We start from the raw sequence: 21,138 nt of genomic DNA, 5'->3' as shown, positions 1-21,138 counted from the left end.
CCCGCCCCCGCTCCGCCCCCTCCCCCTCGGCCCCAACACGCGGCCCCCCAAAACCCGGGCTGGCAACTACCTCCCCCACCGCCAGCAGACCCACAACAGCAGGCCGGCCAGATGTGGGCAGCGCAACCACCCGCCCAGCAGCCGAACCCCCAGCGCGCGGGCGCACAACACGCAGCCCCACCGCGCGGCCCGCAGTACACCCCCCAGCAATCAGCTGCCGGTCAACCGGGCGCGGGTCAGGTCGGCCCGGGACAGCCGAACCCAGGTCCGCTGGGCGCGGGTCAGGGCGGTCAGCCGCGGGCCGGTCAGCAGCCGTCGGGTCAGCCGTTCGCGGCCGGCCCACAGGCGAACCAGACCCAGGCAGGTACGCCGAGCGGCGGGCAGCCGCGCTCAGGTGGACCGGGTCCGGCGCACGCTCGTCCGGCCCATGCCGCCCAACCACAGCCAGGCCAGCGTCCGCCGGGCCAGCGTCCGCCGGGCCAGCCAAATCCGCAGCAACCACCTGTTGGTCCGCCACCAGCTGGGCAGCGCCGGCCTGGCCATGCCGCTCCTCAGCAACTGCCTCCCGCGCAGCCGCAGGTCGGGCAACCGCAAACTGCACAGCCACACGCTGGGCGTCAGCCAGGCCATGCCGCTCCGCCGCAACCACCTCTCGGACAGCCGCAGCCTGGGCAACCGCAAGGTGGACACTCGGGCGGCCAGCCGCAGGGTGGGCAGATGTGGGGGCCGCCGCAAGGTGCGCCGTCGCGGGGGCCGCGGCAGGTTGGGTGGCAGACGCAAGCTATTGGGCCTGAGCACGGGCAGCCGCATCAGACTGGCGGGAACGGGCAAGCGTCGCTCGGACAGACGATCGCGCCTGCGGCCGCACATGCTGCCGGCGCAGCCGGGCTGAGCGCCGGAGCGGCCGGCTCGCGTGCTGTGGGCACGGGCGGTGCGCATGCTGCTGGCGCGGGTGGGCAGGGCGCGGACGTGCGCGCCGGAGCAGCTGGCTCGCATGCAGCTCGCGCGGGTGGTTCTCGGGTTGCTGGGCGGTTGCCTGGTGGGAGTGGAGACGTCGGGAACGGAGCGCTGCCTGGGATTAGTGGGCGGGCTCGGATGGTTGGGGCGATTGTGCTGGTTGTGGCGGCGCTGGCGACTACAGGTTTGAGCGTCGGGTGGATCTGGTCGAAGGCCGACGCGGTCAGTCCGGTTGCGCTGCCGTCGGGTGGGAAGTCGATCGAGACTGTCAGCCCGTCGGTGAAGCCTTCGGAGACGCCGACGCCGTACGGCAAGGTGCTCGGGACCGCGATGGTTGCGTCGAACAACGACACGATGCCGATCATGAGCTCGGCGTGGGGCAACTACGGCGAGACCACCGGTCTGTGGGGCGGCGCCGCGATCTGGCTCACCGTGCACAAGAACTACAACGGCAAGGGCGCGTCCTGGGGCAACTACACGGCTTTCGGCCAGCTCCCGCCGGACATCCCGTACAAGAACACCGCGGCCGGCCTGAAGGAAGCCGCCGTACAGATCGGCTCACGCGCGATCATCAGCCTGTACGACAAGGACGCACAGGTGATGAAGGGCACGACCCACAAGGCGATCACGGTCAACGGCCACCCCGGCCACGAGCTCGTCGCCAAGGTCGTCGTCAAGGTGCCGATGCTGGCCGAGACCTACTCCACTGTGATGATCGCGGTGATCGACCGCGGCGACGGTACGGCGGACGTCGCGATCGCCGACATCGCCGGCTCGACCCCCGCCTGGCAGAACGTGTGGCGCTACAAGGTCAGCCAGATCGCGATCAACAAATGATGAAGGGCCGGCGGGTCACCCCCGCCGGCCCTTCATCACACTCAGCGCACCGAAGCGCAAGCAGCGATCCACCGGTCCAGCACGTCCTTCGCGGCACCGGAATCGATCGCCTCGGCCGCCCGGTCCATCCCGGCCCGGATCCGCGCCGTCACAGAACCTTCTTCCGGCGCGTACGCCGCCAGCGCGGCCCCGGCGTTCAGCAGTACGACGTCCCGCACCGCCCCCGGCTCGCCGTCGACCAGCGCCCTGACGACCTTCGCGTTGTACGCCGCGTCCGCGCCCTTCAACGCATCCGCCGACACCGGCTCGATCCCCAGCTCGCGCGGATCGAGCGTGACCGGGCCCTCGACCTTCCCGCCGCCGACGACCCACACCTGCGACGTCGTACGCGTGGTCAGCTCGTCCAAGCCGTCGTCGCCGTGGAACACCAGCGCGTCGATCCCGCGCCGCGCGAGTACGCCGGCCATCAGCCCGGCCACTCGCCCGTCCGCGACCCCGACCGCCTGCGCGGACGGATCGCCCGGGTTGGCCAGCGGACCGAGCAGGTTGAACGTCGTCGGTACGCCGAGCTCCCGCCGCGGCACCGCGGCGTTGCGCAGGGCCGGGTGGAACGCCGCCGCGAAGCAGAATGTGATCCCGACCCGCTCCCCCACCTCGGCCACCTGCGGCCCGGTGAGGTCTAGCGGGATCCCCAGCTCCTCGAGTACGTCGGCGGCGCCGCACGCGGACGAGGCCGCGCGGTTGCCGTGCTTCACGACCTTCGCCCCGGCGCCGGCCGCGACGATCGCCGACATCGTGCTGATGTTGACCGTGTGGGCTTGGTCACCGCCGGTGCCGACAACGTCGAGCGTGCGGCCGGGCACGGTGATCCTGGTGGCGAAGTCGCGCATGGTCGCGACCAGGCCCTCGACCTCGGTGACCGTCTCGCCCTTGGAGCGCAGCGCGATCACGAACCCGGCCAGCTGCGCCGGCGTCGCCGCGCCCGACAGGATCTGCTCCATCGCCCACGCAGTGGCGGAGGCCTCCAGGTCTTCGCGCCGCAACAGCGGCCCGAGCACCTGAGGCCAGGTGTAGGCGGCCATGGATCAGGCGGTGGTGGCGGGCAGCTTGGACAGCCGCTGGCGGAGCAGGTCCGCGGTGACCTGGGCCATCCGGATCGGGTCGATCGGGTGCGAGACCGCGCCCTCGGCCCGCGACCAGGTCGCCAGCCACGCGTCCTGCGGACGGCCGGTGAGAACCAGGATCGGCGGGCACTGGTAGATCTCGTCCTTCAGCTGCCGGGCGATGCCCAGACCGCCGGCCGGAACCGCTTCGCCGTCCAGGATGGCGAGGTCGATCCCGCCCTTGTCCATGGCCTTGATCACGGCCGGCTCGGTCGCGCACTCGACGTACTCGAGCTCGGGCAGATCGGCTGCCGGACGCTTGCCGAGGGCCAGCCGGACGGACTCCCGCGTCGTACGGTCGTCGCTGTAGAGCAGCACCTTCAGCGGACGCTCTGAACTCATCGATCCATCCCAAGCTTGTTCAAAGAAGACTGGACACCCGGAATGCTACCGGGGCGACTGTTCGGCCCGGCGAGCCTGTTCCTCCAACCGGTCCAGGCGCCGGTCCTCGCGGCGTGCCTCGCGCTGCGACTCCCGCACCCACTGGACGAACAGCACGGCGAAGAACACCACCCCGACGAGGTCACCCGAGCCCCACAACAGACCGCCGGCGATGTACTGGTCACGCAGCGGCGACGGCGACCAGGACCGTCCGAAGCTGGTGTACCAGTCCTCGGCGATCAGCTTGTTGGCCGACATGATCGTGATCCCGAGGAACGCGTGGAACGGCAGCGTGAGGAACGTCAGCATCAGCCGGAACGGGTAGATCACCCGGCCCGGCACCGGGTCCAGTCCGAGCAGCGGCCAGAAGAACAGCGACCCGACCAGGATGAAGTGCACATGCAACAAGTCGTGCAGTACGGCGGAGTGCAGCGTCGCGTCGTACCAGCCGCTGAAGTACAGCGCCCACGGGCTCAGGACGAACAGCGTGAAGCCGATCAACGGGAAGCACAGCACCTTGGCGATCCGCGAGTGCAACACGGAGAGCAACCATCTCCGGGGCCGTTGCGGCAGCGTCCGGAGGGCCAGCGTGATCGGCGCGCCGAGCGCCATCATCAGCGGCGTCAGCATCGACAGGATCATGTGCTGCACCATGTGCACGCTGATCAGGACCGTGTCGTAGGTGCCGAGCGCCGACTGGGTGGCGATCAGGGCACTCCCCAGCCCGAGTCCGACGAACGCGAACGTCCGCGCCCGGGACCACGTGTCACCGCGTTTCCGCAGCTTGTGGACGCCGTACAGATAGAGGCCGCCGAGGACGATGATCACGCCGAGTAACACCGGCTCGAAGGTCCATGCCGTCAGCAACCGGACCGGCGTCAGCGGCTCGATCTGGTCGCCGGGCGTGGCGTGGAGGGGAAGCACGCTTCCACAGTAGGAACACCCGGTTCACGACATGCACGGGGGTGGTCGTAGCGCCGAACGCGAGGACCGACATAATGACCGCGTGGCCACTGCAACCGCGCTCCCAGCGTCTCGTGAACACGGACACCACGACCGTCCCAGCATGGTCAGTGTCGGCACGATCGTCTGGCTCTCGAGCGAACTGATGTTCTTCGCCGCACTCTTCGCGGCGTACTTCACGATCCGGTCGGTGACGACCGCTGCCGCCGCTCCGGGGACACAGACCCTGTGGCAGGCGATGACCGAGCACCTGGACGTGCCGTTCGCCTCGGTGAACACGTTCATCCTGGTCGCGTCGTCGTTCACCTGCCAGGCCGGCGTGTTCGCCGCCGAGCACGGCAAGGTGGGCCGGATCGGCTCGCTGGCGAATCCGCGCAACTGGGGCATGCGTGAGTGGTTCATCCTCACGTACGTGATGGGCGCCGTCTTCGTCGCCGGCCAGGTGACGGAGTACACCGGGCTGGTGCAGGAGGGCCTGACGATCTCGTCCAACGCGTACGGCTCGGTCTTCTACCTGGCCACCGGATTCCACGCGCTGCACGTGACCGGCGGCCTCATCGCCTTCGTGTTCGTCCTGGCCAGGACGTACATGGCTCGAAAGTTCACCCACGAACAGGCCGTCTCGGCGATCGTCGTGTCGTACTACTGGCACTTCGTCGACGTGGTCTGGATCGCCCTGTTCGCGACCATCTACCTGCTCAAATGAGTGAGAAGAGATCTTCCTTGTCACCGGCGCGCTTTCTCTCCGCGCGACGACGGCACCGGTCCGCCGGCCTCGTCGTGCTCCTGTTCGGCCTCCTGGCAGTGGGTTCGGCGTACGCCGCTTTCGCCCCTGACGACGCGGTGGCGGACAACTCGGCCCAGTCCCAGCAGATCGAAGAGGGCAAGAAGCTCTTCGCGGTCGGCTGCTCCAGCTGCCACGGCCTGAACGCCGAGGGCGGCGGGAACGGCGCGGGCAAGATGGCCGGCCCGTCGCTGATCGGCGTCGGCGCCGCCGCGGTCGACTTCCAGGTCGGCACCGGCCGGATGCCCGCGATGCAGCCGGGCGCGCAGATCCCGCGCAAGACCCCGGCGTACTCGCAGGAGGAGATCGAGGCCCTGGCCGCCTACATCGCCTCACTGGCCCCCGGCCCGGCGGTCCCGGCGCAGGACTCGTACGACGTGAGCAAGGCCACCGACGAGCAGATCACCCGCGGCGGCGAGCTGTTCCGCACCAACTGCACGGCCTGCCACAACTTCGCCGGTCGCGGTGGCGCGCTGCCGAACGGCAAGTACGCGCCGTCGTTGATGGGCGTCAGTGAGAAGCACATCTACGAGGCCATGCTGACCGGCCCGCAGCAGATGCCGGTCTTCTCCGACCAGGTCATGCAGCCGCAGGACAAGGCCGACATCATCGCCTACCTGAAGGCACTGCAGACCCAGAAGGACCCGGGCGGCTTCGGCCTCGGCCGGCTCGGCCCGGTGTCCGAGGGTCTGTGGGGCTGGCTCGTCGGCATCGGTCTGCTGGTGTGCGTAGCGGTCTGGATCGGCGCCAAGGGCGTCAAGGCCAAGGGAGCGAAGGCTCATGAGTGACGAGAAGAACCTTCCGGCGGTGAAGGACGACGGCGAGCACCACGGCGCGGTCGAGGTGGCCGAGCCGATTCCGGACCCCGGTCTGGAGCCGCACGAACCGCGAATCACCGACATCGACCCGAAGGCCGCCGACCGCGTCGAGCGGCAGGTCTCCGCCATGTTCGGCCTGGCCACCCTGCTGGTGCTCGGGGCCTGTGTGGCGTACTTCGCGATTCCGCGGGACTCGATCCTCCAGTTCGGGCCGCTGTCCGGCAACGCGAACAACATGGTCATGGGCCTGTGCATCGGGCTGGCGCTGTTCCTGATCGGCGCCGGCGCGATCCAGTGGGCCAAGAAGCTGATGGTCGACGAGGAGATCTCCGAGGACCGGCACCCGGCGCACTCGTCGCCGGAGCAGATCGCCGAGATCACCGAGGCGTTCAAGCAGGGCACGGCCGAGTCCGGCTTCGGCCGGCGCAAGATGATCCGCAACTCGCTGATCGGCGCCCTGGGCGTGCTCGGGCTGCCGGCCATCATCTTCCTGCGGGACCTCGGTCCGCTGCCGGGCCGGGCGCTGTACAACACGATCTGGGCGAAGGGCATCCGGGTCGTCAACGACGTCACCGACCGCCCGATCAAGCCGTCCGACATGATCGTCGGCCAGCTGGTCAACGCGGCGCCGGCCAACCTGGCCCCGCTGCAGGAGGAGGACCCGACGGCGTACCAGAACGCCAAGGCCAAGTCCGCGGTGATCGTGGTCCGGATCAAGCCGAGCGAGATCCGCACCAAGCCCGGCCGGGAGAACTGGGGCGTCGACGGCATCCTGTGCTACTCGAAGATCTGCACCCACGTCGGCTGCCCGATCTCGCTGTACGAGCAGACCACCCACCACGTGCTCTGTCCCTGTCACCAGTCGACCTTCGACCTGGCTGACGGCGCCAAGGTCGTCTTCGGCCCTGCGGCCCGGCCACTGCCTCAGCTACCGTTGGCAGTGGACAGCGAGGGTTATCTGGTTGCGCAGAGCGGCTTCCACGAGCCGGTCGGCCCGAGCTTCTGGGAACGAGGGTGACAAACATGTCCGCTAACACAGAGTTTCCCGGTCCGGTCAAATGGATCGACGACCGCCTGGGCATCGCCAAGATCGGCAAGAAGAACCTGCGGAAGGTCTTCCCCGACCACTGGTCGTTCATGCTCGGCGAGATCGCGCTCTACAGCTTCATCATCCTGATCCTGACCGGCACGTTTCTGACCTTCTGGTTCAAGCCGTCGATGGCCGAGGTCCAGTACAACGGCTCCTACAGCCTGCTCAAGGGTCTGCACATGTCGGAGGCCTACGCCTCCACGCTGGACATCACCTTCGACGTCCGCGGCGGTCTGCTGGTCCGGCAGATCCACCACTGGGCGGCCGTGCTGTTCATCGCCGCGATGATGGTGCACCTGCTCCGGATGTTCTTCACCGGCGCGTTCCGCAAGCCGCGTGAGCTGAACTGGCTGATCGGCTTCGGAATGCTGTTCCTCGGCATCGTCGAGGGCTTCATCGGCTACGGCCTCCCCGACGACCTGCTGTCCGGCACCGGTCTGCGGATCACCAACGGCATGATCCAGGCCTCACCGGTGGTCGGCACGTACATGAACTTCTTCATCTTCGGCGGCGAGTTCCCGGGCGACGACTTCGTCTCGAGATTCTTCATCGTCCACGTGCTGCTGATACCGGGCATCATCCTGGCCCTCGTCACGGCCCACCTGTTCCTGGTCGTGTACCACAAGCACACGCAGTACGCCGGGCCCGGCCGGACGCAGAAGAACGTGGTCGGCTACCCGCTGTTCCCGGTGTACACGGCCAAGGCCGGCGGCTTCTTCTTCGTGGTCTTCGGAATCACCGCCCTGATGGGCGCGCTGATGCAGATCAACCCGGTCTGGCTGTACGGGCCGTACAACCCCGCCGAGGTGACGGCAGGGTCCCAGCCCGACTGGTACATGGGCTGGCTGGAAGGCTCGGTGCGAATATTCCCCGGCTTCGAGTCGCACTTCTGGGGAGTCACCCTCAGCTGGAACCTGCTGATCCCGGCGCTGATCATCCCGCCCGCGTTCGTCACGCTGGTCGCGCTGTATCCGTTCATCGAGGGCTGGATCACCGGTGACAAGCGCGAGCACCACCTGCTGGACCGGCCGCGGGACGTCCCGACCCGGACCGGTATCGGCGTCGCGTTCATCACCTTCTACGCCCTGCTGTGGATCGGTGGCGGTAACGACCTGATCGCGACCCACTTCGGGATCTCGCTGAACAACGTGACCTGGTTCCTGCGGTTCGCGGTGATCCTGGGGCCGATCCTGGCCTTCATGGTGGCGCGCCGCTGGGCGATCTCGCTGCAGCGGGCCGACTACGAGCGGCTCACCCACGGCCTCGAGACCGGTGTGATCGTGCGCTCGCCCGAGGGCAAGTACACCGAGAAGCACCAGCCGATCTCGACGTACGAGGCGTACTCGCTCACCGCACGGGACCGCGTCCTGCCCCACGAGATCGGTCCGGAGACCGACGACAACGGCGTACGCGCCCCGCGCCGGGCGCTGCACAAGGCCCGCGCCGCACTGTCCCGCTTCTACTTCGCCGACGCGGTGCAGAAGCCGACCGCACAGGAGCTCGAAGAGGCGCACGAGCACGCGCACGACCCCGACGAGATCCACGAGCTGACGGAAGACACGGAGACCTACCGCGAGGTCACCAGCGACCGCAGCTGACGCAGTACCGAACGCATAGGGCCCCGGCAGTCAGTCGCCGGGGCCCTATCGTTTATCCCAGCTTCCTTTATCCCAGTGCTTCGGAGACCGCGGTCAGGTAGCCCTTCACGAGCTTCTGCTGGTCCGGGTCGAGGGTCCGGGTCGTGGCGATCATGCGGTCGAGGAGCGGGCCGAAGAACTGCCAGCCGAGGTCGACAGCACTGTCGGAGACCTGGAGGCGAGTACTGCGGCCGTCTGTGCGGCTTCTGAGGCGTTCGACGTGCCCGGCGGCCTCGAGGCGGCGGATGACGGCTGTCGTCGCCTGAGAGGTCATTCCGAGCTGCTGAGCGAGCCAGCTGGGCGTGGCCTCGACCTCGGCCCGTTCGGCGTCCAGGAGGCTCACCAGCGCGCGTACGTCGGTGGCGTGCAGCCCAGTCGCCCTGGCGAACTCCCCGATGGCGAGCTCCCACCTGAGCACGATGTCCCGCAGCCGGTGCACCAGCTCCAGCGCGGCGGCCTGCTCGGGGTCGGCCGGCATCACTCCTTCACGCATGCCCACTAGATTACCTCACTCAGTGAGCTATTCTCGGCGACATGGCCTTCCAGGACGCGTACGACGCTCTCCTCACCCGCTGGGACGTACCGGTCGAGCAGCTCGAGCTGACCGACGAGTTCGGTACGACGCACGTCAACGCCTGCGGACCCGCGGACGGCCCGCCCGTCGTACTGCTTCCAGGGCACGGCGCGACCTCGCCCATCTGGTTCAGCGTCGCGCCGCGGCTCGCTGAGCGGTACCGGGTGTACGCGATCGACCTGATCGTCGACGCCGGCCGCAGTACCAACACCGGCCGTACGCCGAAGACCCCAGCCGACCTGCACACCTGGCTGTCGAACGTCCTCGACGGCCTCGGCATCGACAGGGCAGCCTTCTGCGGTCACTCGTACGGCGCCTGGAGCGCACTGACCTATGCCCTGGCCCACCCGGAACGCGTCGACCGCTTGGCTTTGGTCGACCCCACGGACTGCTACGTCGGCCTACGCCTCCCCTACATCCTCCGAGCCCTACCGAGCCTCCTACGCCCCTCCCGGGCTCGCAGCATCTCCTTCCTCCGCTGGGAAATCCAGGGCCTCCCGGTAGACCCCCAGGTCCTCGAACTGGCCGGCCTGGCCGCCGAGCAACCCTCAACCCCCTTCGTCCGCCCCAAACGCCCCGCCGACAACCAACTGCGAACCATCACTCCCCTGGTCTTCGTCGCCGGCCACAGCAAGAGCCAGGACCCCGCCCGGCTGGCTCGCCGCGTCACGGCTCTATCGCCGGGGTCAACCGTCGTACAACTCGAGACCGCCACACACCACTCGCTTCCGTCCCTCCACGCAGAGGAGCTGCTACCTGAGCTCGGGAAGTTCCTCGATCACGCTCAGTGACACGCCGCTTTCGATGTAGTCCAGAGCTCAATATCTGACCATTGGAATGTGGCCAGGTGCAGGTGGATCAAGCCGAACGGCCGCCGCTGCAGGAATCCGGTCAGCCAGGAGGGCATGCGCTGCTGGCGTCATAAGAATCTTCCGGTCACCAGCCAGAGGCCTTCCAAGCGACGGCCTACGGCGTCTACCCGGGCTCGATCGACAGACAGCCGCCGCAGCGCCGGAAGCCACCACGTCGTACCTCGAAGCGCAGCACTGGACGCTCACGCACTCGACAGAAGGCACGCCGGTCGCATGAGCGCTCGTACAGCAGTCTGTCGACGGCAAAGCGGAAGAAGGTCGACAGCGCGCCGACGTCACTGCACCGCGCTCGCGGACGTCGCAAAGTTCATCCTCGCCGCCAAGGACAAGGCACACGAGTTAGCCGGGTGGGTCGGCGGCGGCATTCTTGCTCTCTTGGGTTTGGAGGGGCTGGCGAAGCGGTTCGCGCGGGAGCTGATCGAGCACATTCCACTTCCATTCGATGGCAAAGCCGTCGCTGCGGCCCGAGGTGTGCAAGTGACCGGGATCCTGCTCTGCCTACTGAATGACGACGACCTCCGTCGCTGCCAATGCTTCATCGATCTCGCTCTTGAGCAGGCGAAGACTGCTGTCAGGAAACTCCTGACGACCGCGATGGAGGACTGGACCCAGCTGGCACGGTTCGCTGCCAAAGCGTAAGGACCGGGAAGGGGCTTTTCTCAGTCGAATGGGCTGGGCCGGACACCCCGAGGTGCGCTTGCCCATCTCCCCGCCTCCACTCGGGACAGCGCCGGACCTTCCTTGTGGGCGGCCGTCCACGCGGAGAAGGTGCTCGACGGTCTGTTGACTGTGTGGGCCCACGAATTGCCCACAGAATAAGGGGATTCTGGTTCGTGGATCGTCGGCGGTGCCGCCTAGGGTCGAGGTATGGAACTCCTGGGCGAGCGGCCGGCGTGGTCGATGGGCGGCGGCGAACTGCTGTCGACTCTCGACACAGTGGACGCCGAGATCGCCCGGCTGGAGTCCTACCGGTTGGGTGTGGTCGCCACCATCGAGAGCAGCGGGTACGCCGCTGAGCTCGGCGCTCGGGACACAGCGGAGCTCCTGCGCTTCCGCTACCGCCTGGACGCGTCGACGGCCCGCCGTACGCTCCGACTCGTACAGGCGCTGTCGAAGTACCCAGCTGTGTCCGCTGCCCTTGAGCGGACGGCCGCGTCACCAGATGCCCTCGGACACGCCGACGATCTGGGCGCTGTCGACGAGCCAGACGCTATGGACGCTGGCGACGAGGCAGATGCTGTCGCCGAGGCGGACGCTGTGGACGCTGGCGCATGGCTGCTGCGGCCTGCGCAAGCAGACGCGATCGTGTCCGCGCTGAAGCGCGTTCCGGCCCACGTGCCGATCGACGAACGCGACGCGGCCGAACGCGAGCTGGTGAAGCTGGCCGCACACATGTCGCCGGGTGAGCTTCGCCAGGCGGGCAACCAGATGCGGGACATCCTTGATACCGACGGCCCCGAGCCGGAGGAGCTCAAGGCGTACGACCGCGAGTCGCTGACCTTGACGCCCGCGTATCGCGGAGTGAAGTTCCGCGGCTACCTCGCCAACGAGAACGCCGAACTGCTCCGCACCCTGATCCACGCCGGCGCCCGCCCCCACAAGACCGTCGACGGCGACCCAGACCCACGCCTCCGCGACAAGCGCCAGGCCGACGCCCTAACCGCCACCCTCGGCATCGCGGCCGCCGCACTCGAGTCCGGCCAGACGACAGCCCGTCCGTCGTCCAGGGCCGGGCAGTCCGCAGACCATCCGTCCTCCGGCGCCGGGCAGTCGGCAGACCGCCCGTCGTCCGAGGCCGGGCAGTCGGCGGACCGCCTTTCGTCCGGAGCCGGCTTGATGGGTGAGGCCGCCGTCGGCGCAGTGCCGGGGCTGGGGGCCAAGGCGCAGTTGACGGTGACCATCGACTTCGAGGATCTGAAGGCGGCTACGGCAGACGCGGATGGGCAGCTCGTGTATGGCGACGGGCTCTCGGCTGCCACCGTCCGGCGCCTCGCCTGCGACGCAAAGATCATCCCGCTGGTCCTCGGGTCGAACTCGGAACCACTGGACGTCGGCCGCTCCGAGCGACTCGTCACTCGCGCCATCCGCCGCGCCCTCAACGCCCGCGACCGAGGCTGCGTGATCTGCGGCGCGCCACCGATCATGTGCGACGCCCATCATCTGGTGTCTTGGATCGACGGCGGCGAGACGAAGGTCTCCAACCTCGTCCTCCTCTGCCGCCGCCACGACATCGATCTGCACCACGGCAACTGGACCGTCTCCATCACGAACGGCGCCGTGCACGTGACCCGCCCCACCTGGACCGATCCCCCGCCCACCTCACAGCGACGGTACCGTCGACGCGCGCACCCTCCGGTCGGACCTAGCCCCGCAACCCACCGCCCGACCAGCTGCCCCACCGCCAGCGATGCTGCCAGGGATCCTGCCAGCGATCCCGCAAGGGATCCTGTCGGTGGTTCCGTCAGTGGTTCCGTCGCGCCATCAACTCTCCGATCCCGGTGGAGAGCCGACGCCGCGATCCTCCAGGAAGCAGCTGCCTTCGCCTCGGCAGGCCCGGCGGCAGGCTGACAGAGCATGCCCTTCGCTGCTAGGCCGTCTTACAGGGAGCAGGCGGTCCGGTCCCGTTCGACGACGAGTACGCCGTCGCCTCGGCAGCCCGGCAAGCCCGGCGGCAGGCTGACAGAGCATCCCCTTCGCTACTAGGCCGTCTTACGGGAAGCGGGCGGTCTGGTCCCGTTCGACGACGAGTACGCCGTCGCCTCGGCAGCCCGGCAAGCCCGGCGGCAGGCTGACAGAGCATCCCCTTCGCTACTAGGCCGTCTTACGGGAAGCGGGCGGTCTGGTCCCGTTCGACGACGAGTACGCCGTGCACTCACGCGTTTGGTGCCGTGCGGGCGGTCTTGGAATGTCGCGTCGCGTGATGCGGTCTCTGACGAGGCCTGGGCCGTGATCGGGCCGCTGTTGCCGTTGGCGAAGGCGACCAGAGTCAGGCGCAGTGCTTCGGCTCCTGAGGCGCCGCCCGACTGACCGGGCTGTGTTGGCGGGCTTGGCGGACCCGGCGGGCTTGGCGGGCTCAGCTGCGTGCCGGGCTGGGCGGGCTTGGCCGGGCTTGGCCGGGCTTGGCCGGGCTTGCCGGGCTTGCCGGGCTTGCCGGGCTTGGCCGGGCTTGCCGGGCTTGCCGGGCTTGCCGGGCTGACCGGGCTTGCCGGGCTTGCCGGGCTGACCGGGCTGACCGGGCCTGGCGGGCCTGGCGGGCTGGGTCGCTTCGAAGCGGGCTACCGGTGGGAGTGCGGATGGTGTCGGTTAGAGGTTGATCGCGGTGCGGACGAGGTTGGCGACGGCTTGGGATGTGCTGTGGGGTGGCCAGGCGATGACGGTCGTGACGGCCGGGGCGTCCGGCACGGGCACGATGGCGTGATCGTGGCGTAGCTGGGTTCGGAGGGACTCGGGCATGAGCGCGCAGGCCCGACCGAGCGCGATCAGCTGGGTCAACTGGGTATGGTCGCGGACCTGCGGGCCGGGGCCGTCGGGATAACTCCCATCGCGTCGAGGCCAGCGTGGCAGGGGCAGGTCCGTCAGGGCGTTGACCTCAGCCATCGACAGGTGGGACCGGTCGGCGAGCGGATGCCCAGCGGGCAGGACCACGACCTGCTGTTCGGTGTGCAGATCCTCGGTGTCGAATCCGGCCGTCAGGTCATAGGGTCGGTGGAGCAGAGCAACGTCGGCACGCCCCTTGCGCAGCAGGCCTTCCGGTTCGCCCGGCCCGCAGAGCATTACCTCGACGGCGACAGCGCGCGGATCGGCGGCGTACGCGTCCAGCAGCTTCGACAACAGTTCTGTGGACGCTCCTGCCTTGGTGGCCAGCACCATACCGGGCCGGTCGGCAGCGGCGCGGCGGGTGCGGCGCTCGGCGGCTTCCACCGCTTCAAGGGCTAGCCGTGCCTCTTCCAGAAGCACCGCCCCGGCCTTGGTCAAGGCGATTGCGCGAGCGGTGCGGTGCAGCAGGTCGACGCCGAGCCGCCGTTCGAGCTGCTGGATGGCTCGCGACAGTGGTGGTTGCGCGATCGCGAGCCGCTGTGCAGCCCGCCCGAAGTGCAACTCCTCGGCGACGGCGACGAAGTACCGCAGCTCCCGAGTCTCCACCAGGTGATCGTATCCGGCGCGACGTGGCCCGCGGCTCGGTCATCGTCGCTGCCGAGACCTGCCCCGGCACCCGCCAGGCGCTGACCACGACCAATACTCGTGCGGTATCGCCGGCCACCCGATCGGTCTTGGACGCTGCACCGGAATCGCAGCAGTATCGGCGGTGTGAGTGAACAGACGATTGCGCTGGTAACCGGCGCAAACAAGGGAATTGGGTACGAGATCGCGGCGGGTCTGGGGACGCTCGGTTGGCGGATCGGTGTGGGCGCGCGTGATCGGGAACGCCGCGACACCGCAGTGGAGAAGCTGCGCGCGGCCGGGACCGATGCGTTCGGTGTGCCGCTCGACGTGACCGACGACGCAAGCGTGGCCGCGGCGGCCGAGTTGATCGCCGACCACGCCGGAGGGCTCGATGTTCTGGTCAACAATGCAGCGATTACCGGCGATATGCCGCAGACACCGACCACCCTTGATCCCGCGACCATGCGTACGGTCGTGGAAACCAACGTGATCGGGGTCGTCCGGGTGACCAACGCGATGCTGCCGATGTTGCGCGCCTCGGCCTCACCGCGCATCGTCAACATGTCCAGCAGCGTCGGCTCGCTCGCCCTGCAAACCACACCCGGCATCGACATGGGCCCGGTTCCCGCCGCCTACCTGGCCTCGAAGACCTTCCTCAACGCGCTCACGGTCCAGTACGCCAAGGAGCTGGGTGATACCGACATCTTGATCAACTCCGGCTGTCCCGGATTCACCGCCACCGACCTCAACGGCTTTCGCGGCGTCCGTACGCCGCAACAGGGTGCAGCCATCGCCATTCGCCTCGCGACGCTGTCCGACGACGGCCCCACCGGCGGATTCTTCGACGACGCGGGAACGGTGCCCTGGTAACGGACCTCCAAGAGCTTCCGCACCTTAAGAGGTCGGGCCGGACACCTCAAGGGTGCCCGGCCCGACGACGCCTTCAATTCTCAGCGGACGGATCTCAGAGGGCGGAGCCCTTCTTGTAGGCGGCCCAGGTGGTGTTCCAGTCGGTCCAGCCGTTGCCGGGCTCCATGTGGCGGGAGGTGCCGGTGACGGTGACCGGGTCGCCGCGGAGGGTCTGGTTGAAGAACCACTGGGCGTCGGCGAGGCTCATGCCGACGCAGCCGTGGCTGACGTTGGCGCTGCCCTGGCTGCCGGCCGACCACGGGGCCCCGTGGATGAACTCGCCGGAGCTGGTGACGCGCTGGGCCCACTTCACGTCACTGATGTTGTAGTAGTTCGGGTCGCCGGGCTTGATGCCGATCGTCGCCGCGTCCATCCGCTTCGTGGTGAACTTCTCCATGATCACCTTGACGCCGCTGCGGGTGGTGAACCCGTCCTTGCCGGCGGTGATCGGGATCGTGCGGGCCAGCTTGCCGTTGATCATCACGGTCATCGAGTGCTTCTTGACGTTCACGTAGCTGACGACCGACTTGCCGATGCTGAAGGAGATCTTCCGGCTGGAGGTGCCCCAGGTGTTGTTACCGGCGTTGACGCCCTGGGTGTCGATGTTCACCGAGACCTTGGTGCCGGCCGGCCAGTAGTTCATCGGGCGGTAGTTCACCTGCTTGCTGTTCACCCAGTGCCAGGTGCCGGTGACCGGGACCGAGGTGGTGACCTTCAGCCGCTTCTCGACCGCAGCACGGTCCTTGACCGGGTTGTTCCAGTAGATCTGGATCGGCAGCGCGACGCCGACGGTCTCGCCGTTCAGCGGGACGACCGAGGCCTTCAGGCTCTTGGACGCCTTCAGCGTCTTGAACGTCGAGCTGATCGGCACGGTGCCGCCGTCGGTGCCCTCGGCGGAGCCGCTCACGGTGTACGACGCACCGGGCTTGAGGTGGTCCGTCGAAGTCCACTGGGTCTTGTCGGCGTTGAAGCTGCCGTCGACCTTGTCACCGTCGTCGTCCTTCAGCGTGACCTCGGCCAGCTTACCGGCCGTCGTGGTCACCGTCACCGGCTTGTCCGGCTGCACCGAGGATGCACCCTTGGCGGGCACGATGGCGATGTTGGCCGCAGGCGAGTCCGACGGCGTGGTCGAGGCGCCCGGGGTGGTCGATGCACCGGGCGAGTTGCTCTGCGACGTGGACGGGGTCGACTGACCACCGTTGCCGTTACCTCCGTCGGCCTTCGTGTCACTGCAGGCCGTGCCGGCCAGCAGCAGCACGCAGATCCCCGCCACGGCAAGCCCATGCTTCCTCACCGAACCGCTCACCATTCCCCAGCTCTCCCCTGTTTAGTCAAACCGCGGTAAGGGTAACCTGCCGCAGCGACATTTCTTCGCATCGCACCGCCACCGAACTGGTACGGACCACAACGGTCCGTACCGGTGGCACTCCTAAAGACGCACGAAGACGCCGCCCGGTTCGTTCCCGGACGGCGTTTTTCGTACGATGCTCAACTAGCGAGCAGCGTCAGCACACTCAGTGAGCGTGGTCACCGCGGTAGTACTCGAAGATGAACCCGCTCAGCGTCACGATGCCGATCCCGACTCCGGCGATGAACAGCCACCAGCCGAAGACGATGCCGAGCACGACGACCGCCAGCGTCATCGCGCACCACAGCGGCCACCAGGAGTACGGCGGGAAGAAGCCGAGCTCACCGGCTCCTTCGGCGATCTCCGCTTCCTTGCGGTCCTCCGGCCGGGCGTCCATCCGGCGCGCGGTGACGCTCAGGTAGAACGCCACCAGCAGCGACAGGAAGAACGTCATCACCAGCGCCGTGGTGCCGGTGGGGTCGTTGGACATCAGCCAGTAGATCGGCGTGACGACCACCACGAAAACGCTCAGGATCCCGAAGACCCAGGCTTCGACCTTCACGCCTTGTCCTTCCCCTCGGTCCCGCTATCGGCGATCTCCTCGAGATGCTCCACGCGCCCCTGGTCCTCACCCGCGTCGAGCAGGTTGTCGGTGCCGGCCCGGTTGTCCGGGTACTCCGCCAGGGCGAGTTCCGCGTGGTGCAGGTCGAACGCCGGGGACTCGGAACGGATCCGCGGCAGCTTCTCGAAGTTGTGCCGCGGCGGCGGCGAGCTGGTCGCCCACTCCAGCGACCGGCCCCAGCCCCACGGGTCGTCGACGCCGACCTTCGGCGACTTGCGCGACTTGTACACGTTGTAGAAGAACGGCAGCATCGACAGGCCCAGGATGAAGGCGCCGACGCTGGAGACCTCGTTCAGCGTGGTGAAGCCCTCGGACGCCTTGTAGTCGGCGTACCGGCGCGGCATGCCCTCGACACCCAGCCAGTGCTGCACCAGGAACGTGGTGTGGAAGCCGATGAACAGCAGCCAGAAGTGCAGCTTGCCCAGTCGCTCGTTGAGCATCCGGCCGGTGAACTTCGGCCACCAGTAGTAGAACCCGGCGAACATCGCGAACACCACGGTGCCGAAGACGACGTAGTGGAAGTGCGCGACCACGAAGTACGAGTCGGACAGCTGGTAGTCCAGGGCCGGGGAGGCCAGGATGATGCCGGTCAGACCGCCGAAGAGGAACGTCGTCAGGAAGCCGACCGCCCAGAGCATCGGGGTGTCGAACGACACCGATCCGCCCCAGATCGTGCCTATCCAGTTGAAGAACTTCACACCCGTAGGCACTGCGATCAGGAACGTCATGAACGAGAAGAACGGCAGGTTCACCGCGCCGGTGACGAACATGTGGTGCGCCCAGACCGCCACCGAGAGGACCGCGATACCCAGCGTCGCGCTGACCAGGCCGATGTAGCCGAAGACAGGCTTGCGGCTGAAGACCGGCAGGATCTCGGTGATGATGCCGAAGAACGGCAGGGCGATGATGTAGACCTCTGGATGTCCGAAGAACCAGAACAGGTGTTGCCACAGCAGTGGCCCCCCGTTCGCGGCATCGAACACATGGGCTCCCAAGGCTCTGTCCGCCTCGAGCACGAGCAGCGCGCCGGCCAGGATCGGGAACGCGATCAGGACGAGGATCGACGTCACCAGGATGTTCCAGGTGAAGATCGGCATCCGGAACATCGTCATACCGGGTGCGCGCATCGTGATGATCGTCGTCACGAAGTTGACCGCACCGAGGATGGTGCCCAGACCGGCCATCCACAGACCCATGATCCACAGGTCGCCGCCGACACCGGGCGAGCGGACCGCGTTGGACAGCGGGGCGTAGGCGAACCAGCCGAAGTCGGCCGCGCCGCCCGGGGTGAAGAAGCCGCTGACCGTGATCAGACCGCCGAACAGGAACAGCCAGTAGCTGAACATGTTCAATCGTGGGAACGCGACGTCGGGTGCGCCGATCTGGATCGGCATGATCTCGTTCGCGAAGCCGACGAACAGCGGGGTCGCGAACAGCAGCAGCATGATCGTGCCGTGCATCGTGAAGAGCTGGTTGTAGGTCTCTTCGTTCACGATCTGCAGGCCCGGCTTGGCGAGCTCGGCGCGGATGATCAGCGCCATCACGCCGCCGATCAGGAAGAACGCGAACGACGTGATCAGGTACATGTGCCCGATCAGCTTGTGGTCGGTCGTGGTGATCCACTTGACCAGGATCTGACCCTTGGTGCGTCGCCGCGGATATACGGTGCTGGTACCGATGGCGCCGGTGCGCTCGGCGAAGTCGGTCACTTCTCGCCCTCTCCTGTGCCGGGAATGGTGGTGGCGTCGGAGCCTCCGGTGGCGGCGCCGGTCTGGCCCCTGGCGGCCAGCTCACGGAGGTGTGTGTCGTACTCGTCGCGACTGACGACCTTGACGCTGAAGACCATCCGGCTGTGGTAGAGCCCGCAGAGCTCCGCGCACTTGCCCTCGAAGGTGCCGATCCTGGTCGGGGTCAGCTCGAACTTGTTGGTCCGGCCCGGGATCACGTCGAGCTTGAAGTAGAACGACGGCACCCAGAACGAGTGGATCACGTCCGGCGAGTTCAGGTCGAAGTGGACCGACTCGTTCACCGGCAGCCACAAGGTGGCCGGCCGGTCCATCGTGCCGGTCTCCCAGACGCCCTGCTGCCCGTCGACCGTGTCCTTGTAGTTGAAGGTCCACTGCCACTGCTGGGCCACCACGTTCACGGTGTGCTGCGGGGTGCCCGACATCGCGGTGATCTTGTTGCCGTGCTCCACCGTGTAGAAGAAGAGCACGCCGATGATCGCGAACGGTGCCAGCGTGTAGAGCACCTCGAGCGGCAGGTTGTACCGCACCTGCCGGGGTGCGTCGTCGTTGCGCTTGCGGTACCGGACGGAGACCCAGAGGATCAGGCCCCAGACCATCACGCCCACGATCAGCGCGGCGATCCACGCACCGATCCAGAGGCTTCGGACCGCTTCGGTCCGGTCGGACGCGCCCTCGGGGAGACCGAGTCGTTTCCACTGCTCAGTGGTCGCCGTCGAGCAACCGGTCAGCATGAGGGTGCCGAGCACCACTGCACTGCCGACCAGCAGGCGACGCTTCGCCGGTCGTGTGGCGCCGGCAGAACCTGCCGGTCGCTCCTCCACTCCGGGCGTGCCGTTCGAACCCACGGGGCGCCTTTCCCTTCCCAAGTGAGACTGACGACCAAACACTACTGGACACCATTCGCGCCCCCGCGCATAGGTAGGGCTTAGCGTTTCCCGTGTGAGCGAGCGTGGGTATCTGGACGCGGCGTCGGCGGAGCCGTTGCACCCGGCAGCACGGGAAATGTTGCTGTCGGCAGTGGATTCCGGATGGGCCGATCCGGTGCGTCTGCACCACGAAGGACGGACCGCGCGGCTGCTGCTGGACAACGCCCGGGCGGTGCTCGCGGACGCGATCGGAGTACGCCCCGACGAGGTCTATCTGACGACTTCCGGTACGACGGCCATCCAGGCCGGCCTGTCCGCGGTACGGGCCGCGCGCGAGCGGGTCGGCCGGACCGTGGTGCACACGGCTGTCGAGCACTCCGCCGTTCTGCACAGTGCTGGGGACGAGGGTCTCGAGGTCGGCGTGGACATCCGCGGACGGGTCGACCAGGAGGCTTTCTCAGACGCAGTACGCCGACCTGGCGTCGCCGTGGCTGCTGTCCAGTCGGCTAACCACGAGGTAGGTACTAGGCAACCAATCGCCGCGATCGCGCAGGCCTGCGGCGACGTACCGCTGTTTGTTGATGCGTCTGCGTCCATCGGCCACGACGTGGTGCCTGAGGGTTGGTCGGTGCTGGCGGCCAGTGGGCACAAGTGGGGCGGACCGGCTGGTGTGGGATTGCTGGCGGTGCGCAAGGGGACGCGGATAGCGCCCGCGTGGCCGATGGACGAGCGCGAGGACGGGCTCTCCCCCGGCTTCCCCGACGTACCGAATGCGCTGGCTGCGGCGGCAGCGCTGCAGGCCCGGCTGGGCGAGGCCGAGGAGCTCAACAAGCAGCACAGGGCGTGGATCGACGAGGTACGGCGTCGTGTGCCGGCCGACGTACCGGATGTGGAAGTGGTCGGCGAGCCGGACGACCGCCTGCCCCACATCCTCACGTTCTCCTGTCTGTACGTCGACGGCGAGGCCCTGGTGACCGCACTGGACGCGGAGGGCTTCGCAGTCTCCAGTGGCTCCGCCTGTACGTCGAGCACCTTGAAGCCCTCGCATGTCCTGGCCGCGATGGGCGTGCTGACGCATGGAAACGTGCGGGTGTCTCTGAGCCGTGAAACCACGTATGAGGACGTCGATAGGTTCTGCCAGGTGCTGCCGGGCATCGTGCAGCGGATCCGGGCTGAGGTGGGGATGTGAACGTCGACCTGGACTGCCAAGGCATGGTCTGCCCACTCCCGGTGATCAAACTGGCCAAAGCGCTACCGACCGTGGCTGTCGGCGAAACCGTCACCGTTCTGGCCGACGACCCGGCCGCGGCTGTCGACATCCCTGCGTGGTGCCGGATGCGGTCCCAGGAGCTGGTCGAAGCAACCGGAAAAAGTTACGTCGTACGGCGCGTCAGCTGACAGACTC

21 protein-coding genes are annotated in these 21,138 nt (G+C 67.8%); 11 read left to right on the top strand and 10 right to left on the bottom strand.

From position 1 onward, the window contains the following. Positions 1-390: 390 nt before the first annotated feature. The gene (locus tag EV653_RS04170) at positions 391-630 is read right to left on the bottom strand and encodes a hypothetical protein (protein ID WP_134098100.1); all 240 of its coding nucleotides are present in this window, start codon (positions 628-630) and stop codon (positions 391-393) included. A 465-nt stretch (positions 631-1,095) separates the two neighbouring features. Between EV653_RS04170 and EV653_RS04165 the strand changes: the two genes are divergently transcribed. After that, positions 1,096-1,794, top strand: a complete 699-nt coding sequence (locus EV653_RS04165; RefSeq protein ID WP_238159556.1) for a hypothetical protein — start codon at positions 1,096-1,098, stop codon at positions 1,792-1,794. A gap of 41 nt (positions 1,795-1,835) precedes the next feature. Here the strand turns inward: EV653_RS04165 and trpD are convergent, their stop codons facing one another. Genes trpD through EV653_RS04150 form a run of 3 tightly spaced genes read right to left on the bottom strand, consistent with a single transcriptional unit; the run spans position 1,836 to position 4,262 of the window. Continuing rightward, positions 1,836-2,876 carry an anthranilate phosphoribosyltransferase gene (gene trpD, locus EV653_RS04160; RefSeq protein WP_134098098.1) on the bottom strand — a complete coding sequence of 347 codons (1,041 nt, stop codon included), beginning with the start codon at positions 2,874-2,876 and terminating at the stop codon, positions 1,836-1,838. Positions 2,877-2,879: 3 nt separating this feature from the next. Further along, positions 2,880-3,299: an Rv3143 family two-component system response regulator gene (locus EV653_RS04155; protein WP_134098096.1), complete on the bottom strand. Its 420-nt coding sequence runs from the start codon at positions 3,297-3,299 to the stop codon at positions 2,880-2,882. 45 nt (positions 3,300-3,344) lie between these two features. After that, positions 3,345-4,262, bottom strand: a complete 918-nt coding sequence (locus EV653_RS04150) for a cytochrome c oxidase assembly protein (RefSeq protein WP_134098094.1) — start codon at positions 4,260-4,262, stop codon at positions 3,345-3,347. A gap of 31 nt (positions 4,263-4,293) precedes the next feature. On the opposite strand from EV653_RS04150, the gene ctaE reads away from it, so the two are divergent. Genes ctaE through qcrB form a run of 4 tightly spaced genes read left to right on the top strand, consistent with a single transcriptional unit; the run spans position 4,294 to position 8,591 of the window. Further along, positions 4,294-5,007, top strand: coding sequence for an aa3-type cytochrome oxidase subunit III (gene ctaE, locus EV653_RS04145; protein WP_202871475.1), 714 nt, complete (start codon positions 4,294-4,296; stop codon positions 5,005-5,007). Then, on the top strand, positions 5,004-5,873 hold the full coding sequence (gene qcrC, locus EV653_RS04140; RefSeq protein WP_134098091.1) for a cytochrome bc1 complex diheme cytochrome c subunit: 870 nt from the start codon (positions 5,004-5,006) through the stop codon (positions 5,871-5,873). The genes ctaE and qcrC overlap by 4 nt, the downstream gene beginning before the upstream one ends. Next, positions 5,866-6,921: a cytochrome bc1 complex Rieske iron-sulfur subunit gene (gene qcrA / locus EV653_RS04135; protein WP_134098089.1), complete on the top strand. Its 1,056-nt coding sequence runs from the start codon at positions 5,866-5,868 to the stop codon at positions 6,919-6,921. Before qcrC ends, qcrA begins: the two co-directional genes overlap by 8 nt. 5 nt (positions 6,922-6,926) lie before the next feature. Continuing rightward, positions 6,927-8,591, top strand: a complete 1,665-nt coding sequence (qcrB, locus tag EV653_RS04130; RefSeq protein ID WP_134098087.1) for a cytochrome bc1 complex cytochrome b subunit — start codon at positions 6,927-6,929, stop codon at positions 8,589-8,591. A gap of 67 nt (positions 8,592-8,658) precedes the next feature. On the opposite strand, the gene EV653_RS04125 is transcribed toward qcrB, so the two are convergent. Then, positions 8,659-9,123: a MarR family winged helix-turn-helix transcriptional regulator gene (locus tag EV653_RS04125; RefSeq protein WP_202871474.1), complete on the bottom strand. Its 465-nt coding sequence runs from the start codon at positions 9,121-9,123 to the stop codon at positions 8,659-8,661. Positions 9,124-9,164: 41 nt separating this feature from the next. Between EV653_RS04125 and EV653_RS04120 the strand changes: the two genes are divergently transcribed. The 3 genes from EV653_RS04120 to EV653_RS04110 all read left to right on the top strand — a co-directional run bounded on the left by EV653_RS04120 (position 9,165) and on the right by EV653_RS04110 (position 12,644). Then, positions 9,165-9,995 (top strand): alpha/beta fold hydrolase, encoded by an 831-nt coding sequence (locus EV653_RS04120; RefSeq protein WP_134098085.1) that lies wholly within the window; start codon positions 9,165-9,167, stop codon positions 9,993-9,995. A gap of 294 nt (positions 9,996-10,289) precedes the next feature. After that, entirely contained in the window at positions 10,290-10,715 is a 426-nt protein-coding gene (locus tag EV653_RS04115) for a hypothetical protein (protein WP_134098083.1), read from the top strand. Positions 10,716-10,943: 228 nt separating this feature from the next. After that, positions 10,944-12,644, top strand: a complete 1,701-nt coding sequence (locus EV653_RS04110; RefSeq protein WP_238159554.1) for an HNH endonuclease — start codon at positions 10,944-10,946, stop codon at positions 12,642-12,644. 735 nt (positions 12,645-13,379) lie between these two features. Here the strand turns inward: EV653_RS04110 and EV653_RS04105 are convergent. After that, complete coding sequence (locus tag EV653_RS04105) at positions 13,380-14,219, bottom strand: LysR family transcriptional regulator (protein WP_134098081.1); 840 nt, start codon at positions 14,217-14,219, stop codon at positions 13,380-13,382. Between the two features lie 165 nt (positions 14,220-14,384). Between EV653_RS04105 and EV653_RS04100 the strand changes: the two genes are divergently transcribed. Next, positions 14,385-15,110 (top strand): SDR family oxidoreductase, encoded by a 726-nt coding sequence (locus EV653_RS04100; protein ID WP_134098079.1) that lies wholly within the window; start codon positions 14,385-14,387, stop codon positions 15,108-15,110. 94 nt (positions 15,111-15,204) lie between these two features. Here EV653_RS04100 and EV653_RS04095 read toward each other — a convergent pair whose 3' ends face one another. The 4 genes from EV653_RS04095 to ctaC all read right to left on the bottom strand — a co-directional run bounded on the left by EV653_RS04095 (position 15,205) and on the right by ctaC (position 19,712). Beyond that, positions 15,205-16,443, bottom strand: coding sequence for a L,D-transpeptidase (locus EV653_RS04095; RefSeq protein WP_238159553.1), 1,239 nt, complete (start codon positions 16,441-16,443; stop codon positions 15,205-15,207). 220 nt (positions 16,444-16,663) lie between these two features. Beyond that, complete coding sequence (locus EV653_RS04090; protein WP_134098077.1) at positions 16,664-17,059, bottom strand: cytochrome c oxidase subunit 4; 396 nt, start codon at positions 17,057-17,059, stop codon at positions 16,664-16,666. Continuing rightward, on the bottom strand, positions 17,056-18,798 hold the full coding sequence (ctaD, locus tag EV653_RS04085) for an aa3-type cytochrome oxidase subunit I (protein WP_441294973.1): 1,743 nt from the start codon (positions 18,796-18,798) through the stop codon (positions 17,056-17,058). Before ctaD ends, EV653_RS04090 begins: the two co-directional genes overlap by 4 nt. Before the next feature lie 26 nt (positions 18,799-18,824). Beyond that, positions 18,825-19,712, bottom strand: a complete 888-nt coding sequence (gene ctaC / locus EV653_RS04080) for an aa3-type cytochrome oxidase subunit II (RefSeq protein ID WP_134098073.1) — start codon at positions 19,710-19,712, stop codon at positions 18,825-18,827. A gap of 94 nt (positions 19,713-19,806) precedes the next feature. Here ctaC and EV653_RS04075 point away from each other — a divergent pair, with 94 nt between their 5' ends. Then, entirely contained in the window at positions 19,807-20,922 is a 1,116-nt protein-coding gene (locus EV653_RS04075) for a cysteine desulfurase family protein (RefSeq protein ID WP_202871473.1), read from the top strand. After that, on the top strand, positions 20,919-21,131 hold the full coding sequence (locus EV653_RS04070) for a sulfurtransferase TusA family protein (protein ID WP_238159552.1): 213 nt from the start codon (positions 20,919-20,921) through the stop codon (positions 21,129-21,131). Before EV653_RS04075 ends, EV653_RS04070 begins: the two co-directional genes overlap by 4 nt. Positions 21,132-21,138 lie beyond the last annotated feature (7 nt).

Source organism: Kribbella pratensis (assembly GCF_004365355.1).
Classification (GTDB): Bacteria; Actinomycetota; Actinomycetes; order Propionibacteriales; family Kribbellaceae; genus Kribbella.
This window is presented reverse-complemented; position numbering and strand designations above follow the sequence as displayed.

Excerpts from the sequence above, each read along its gene's own strand:
- ctaE (WP_202871475.1), top strand. The coding sequence starts at position 4,294 with ATGCACGGGGGTGGTCGTAGCGCCGAACGCGAGGACCGACATAATGAC.
- qcrB (WP_134098087.1), top strand. The coding sequence starts at position 6,927 with ATGTCCGCTAACACAGAGTTTCCCGGTCCGGTCAAATGGATCGACGAC.
- EV653_RS04165 (WP_238159556.1), top strand. The coding sequence starts at position 1,096 with ATGGTTGGGGCGATTGTGCTGGTTGTGGCGGCGCTGGCGACTACAGGT.
- trpD (WP_134098098.1), bottom strand. The coding sequence starts at position 2,876 with ATGGCCGCCTACACCTGGCCTCAGGTGCTCGGGCCGCTGTTGCGGCGC.
- EV653_RS04120 (WP_134098085.1), top strand. The coding sequence starts at position 9,165 with ATGGCCTTCCAGGACGCGTACGACGCTCTCCTCACCCGCTGGGACGTA.
- EV653_RS04155 (WP_134098096.1), bottom strand. The coding sequence starts at position 3,299 with ATGAGTTCAGAGCGTCCGCTGAAGGTGCTGCTCTACAGCGACGACCGT.
- EV653_RS04115 (WP_134098083.1), top strand. The coding sequence starts at position 10,290 with ATGAGCGCTCGTACAGCAGTCTGTCGACGGCAAAGCGGAAGAAGGTCG.
- EV653_RS04170 (WP_134098100.1), bottom strand. The coding sequence starts at position 630 with ATGGCCTGGCTGACGCCCAGCGTGTGGCTGTGCAGTTTGCGGTTGCCC.
- EV653_RS04110 (WP_238159554.1), top strand. The coding sequence starts at position 10,944 with ATGGAACTCCTGGGCGAGCGGCCGGCGTGGTCGATGGGCGGCGGCGAA.
- qcrC (WP_134098091.1), top strand. The coding sequence starts at position 5,004 with ATGAGTGAGAAGAGATCTTCCTTGTCACCGGCGCGCTTTCTCTCCGCG.
- qcrA (WP_134098089.1), top strand. The coding sequence starts at position 5,866 with ATGAGTGACGAGAAGAACCTTCCGGCGGTGAAGGACGACGGCGAGCAC.
- EV653_RS04125 (WP_202871474.1), bottom strand. The coding sequence starts at position 9,123 with ATGCGTGAAGGAGTGATGCCGGCCGACCCCGAGCAGGCCGCCGCGCTG.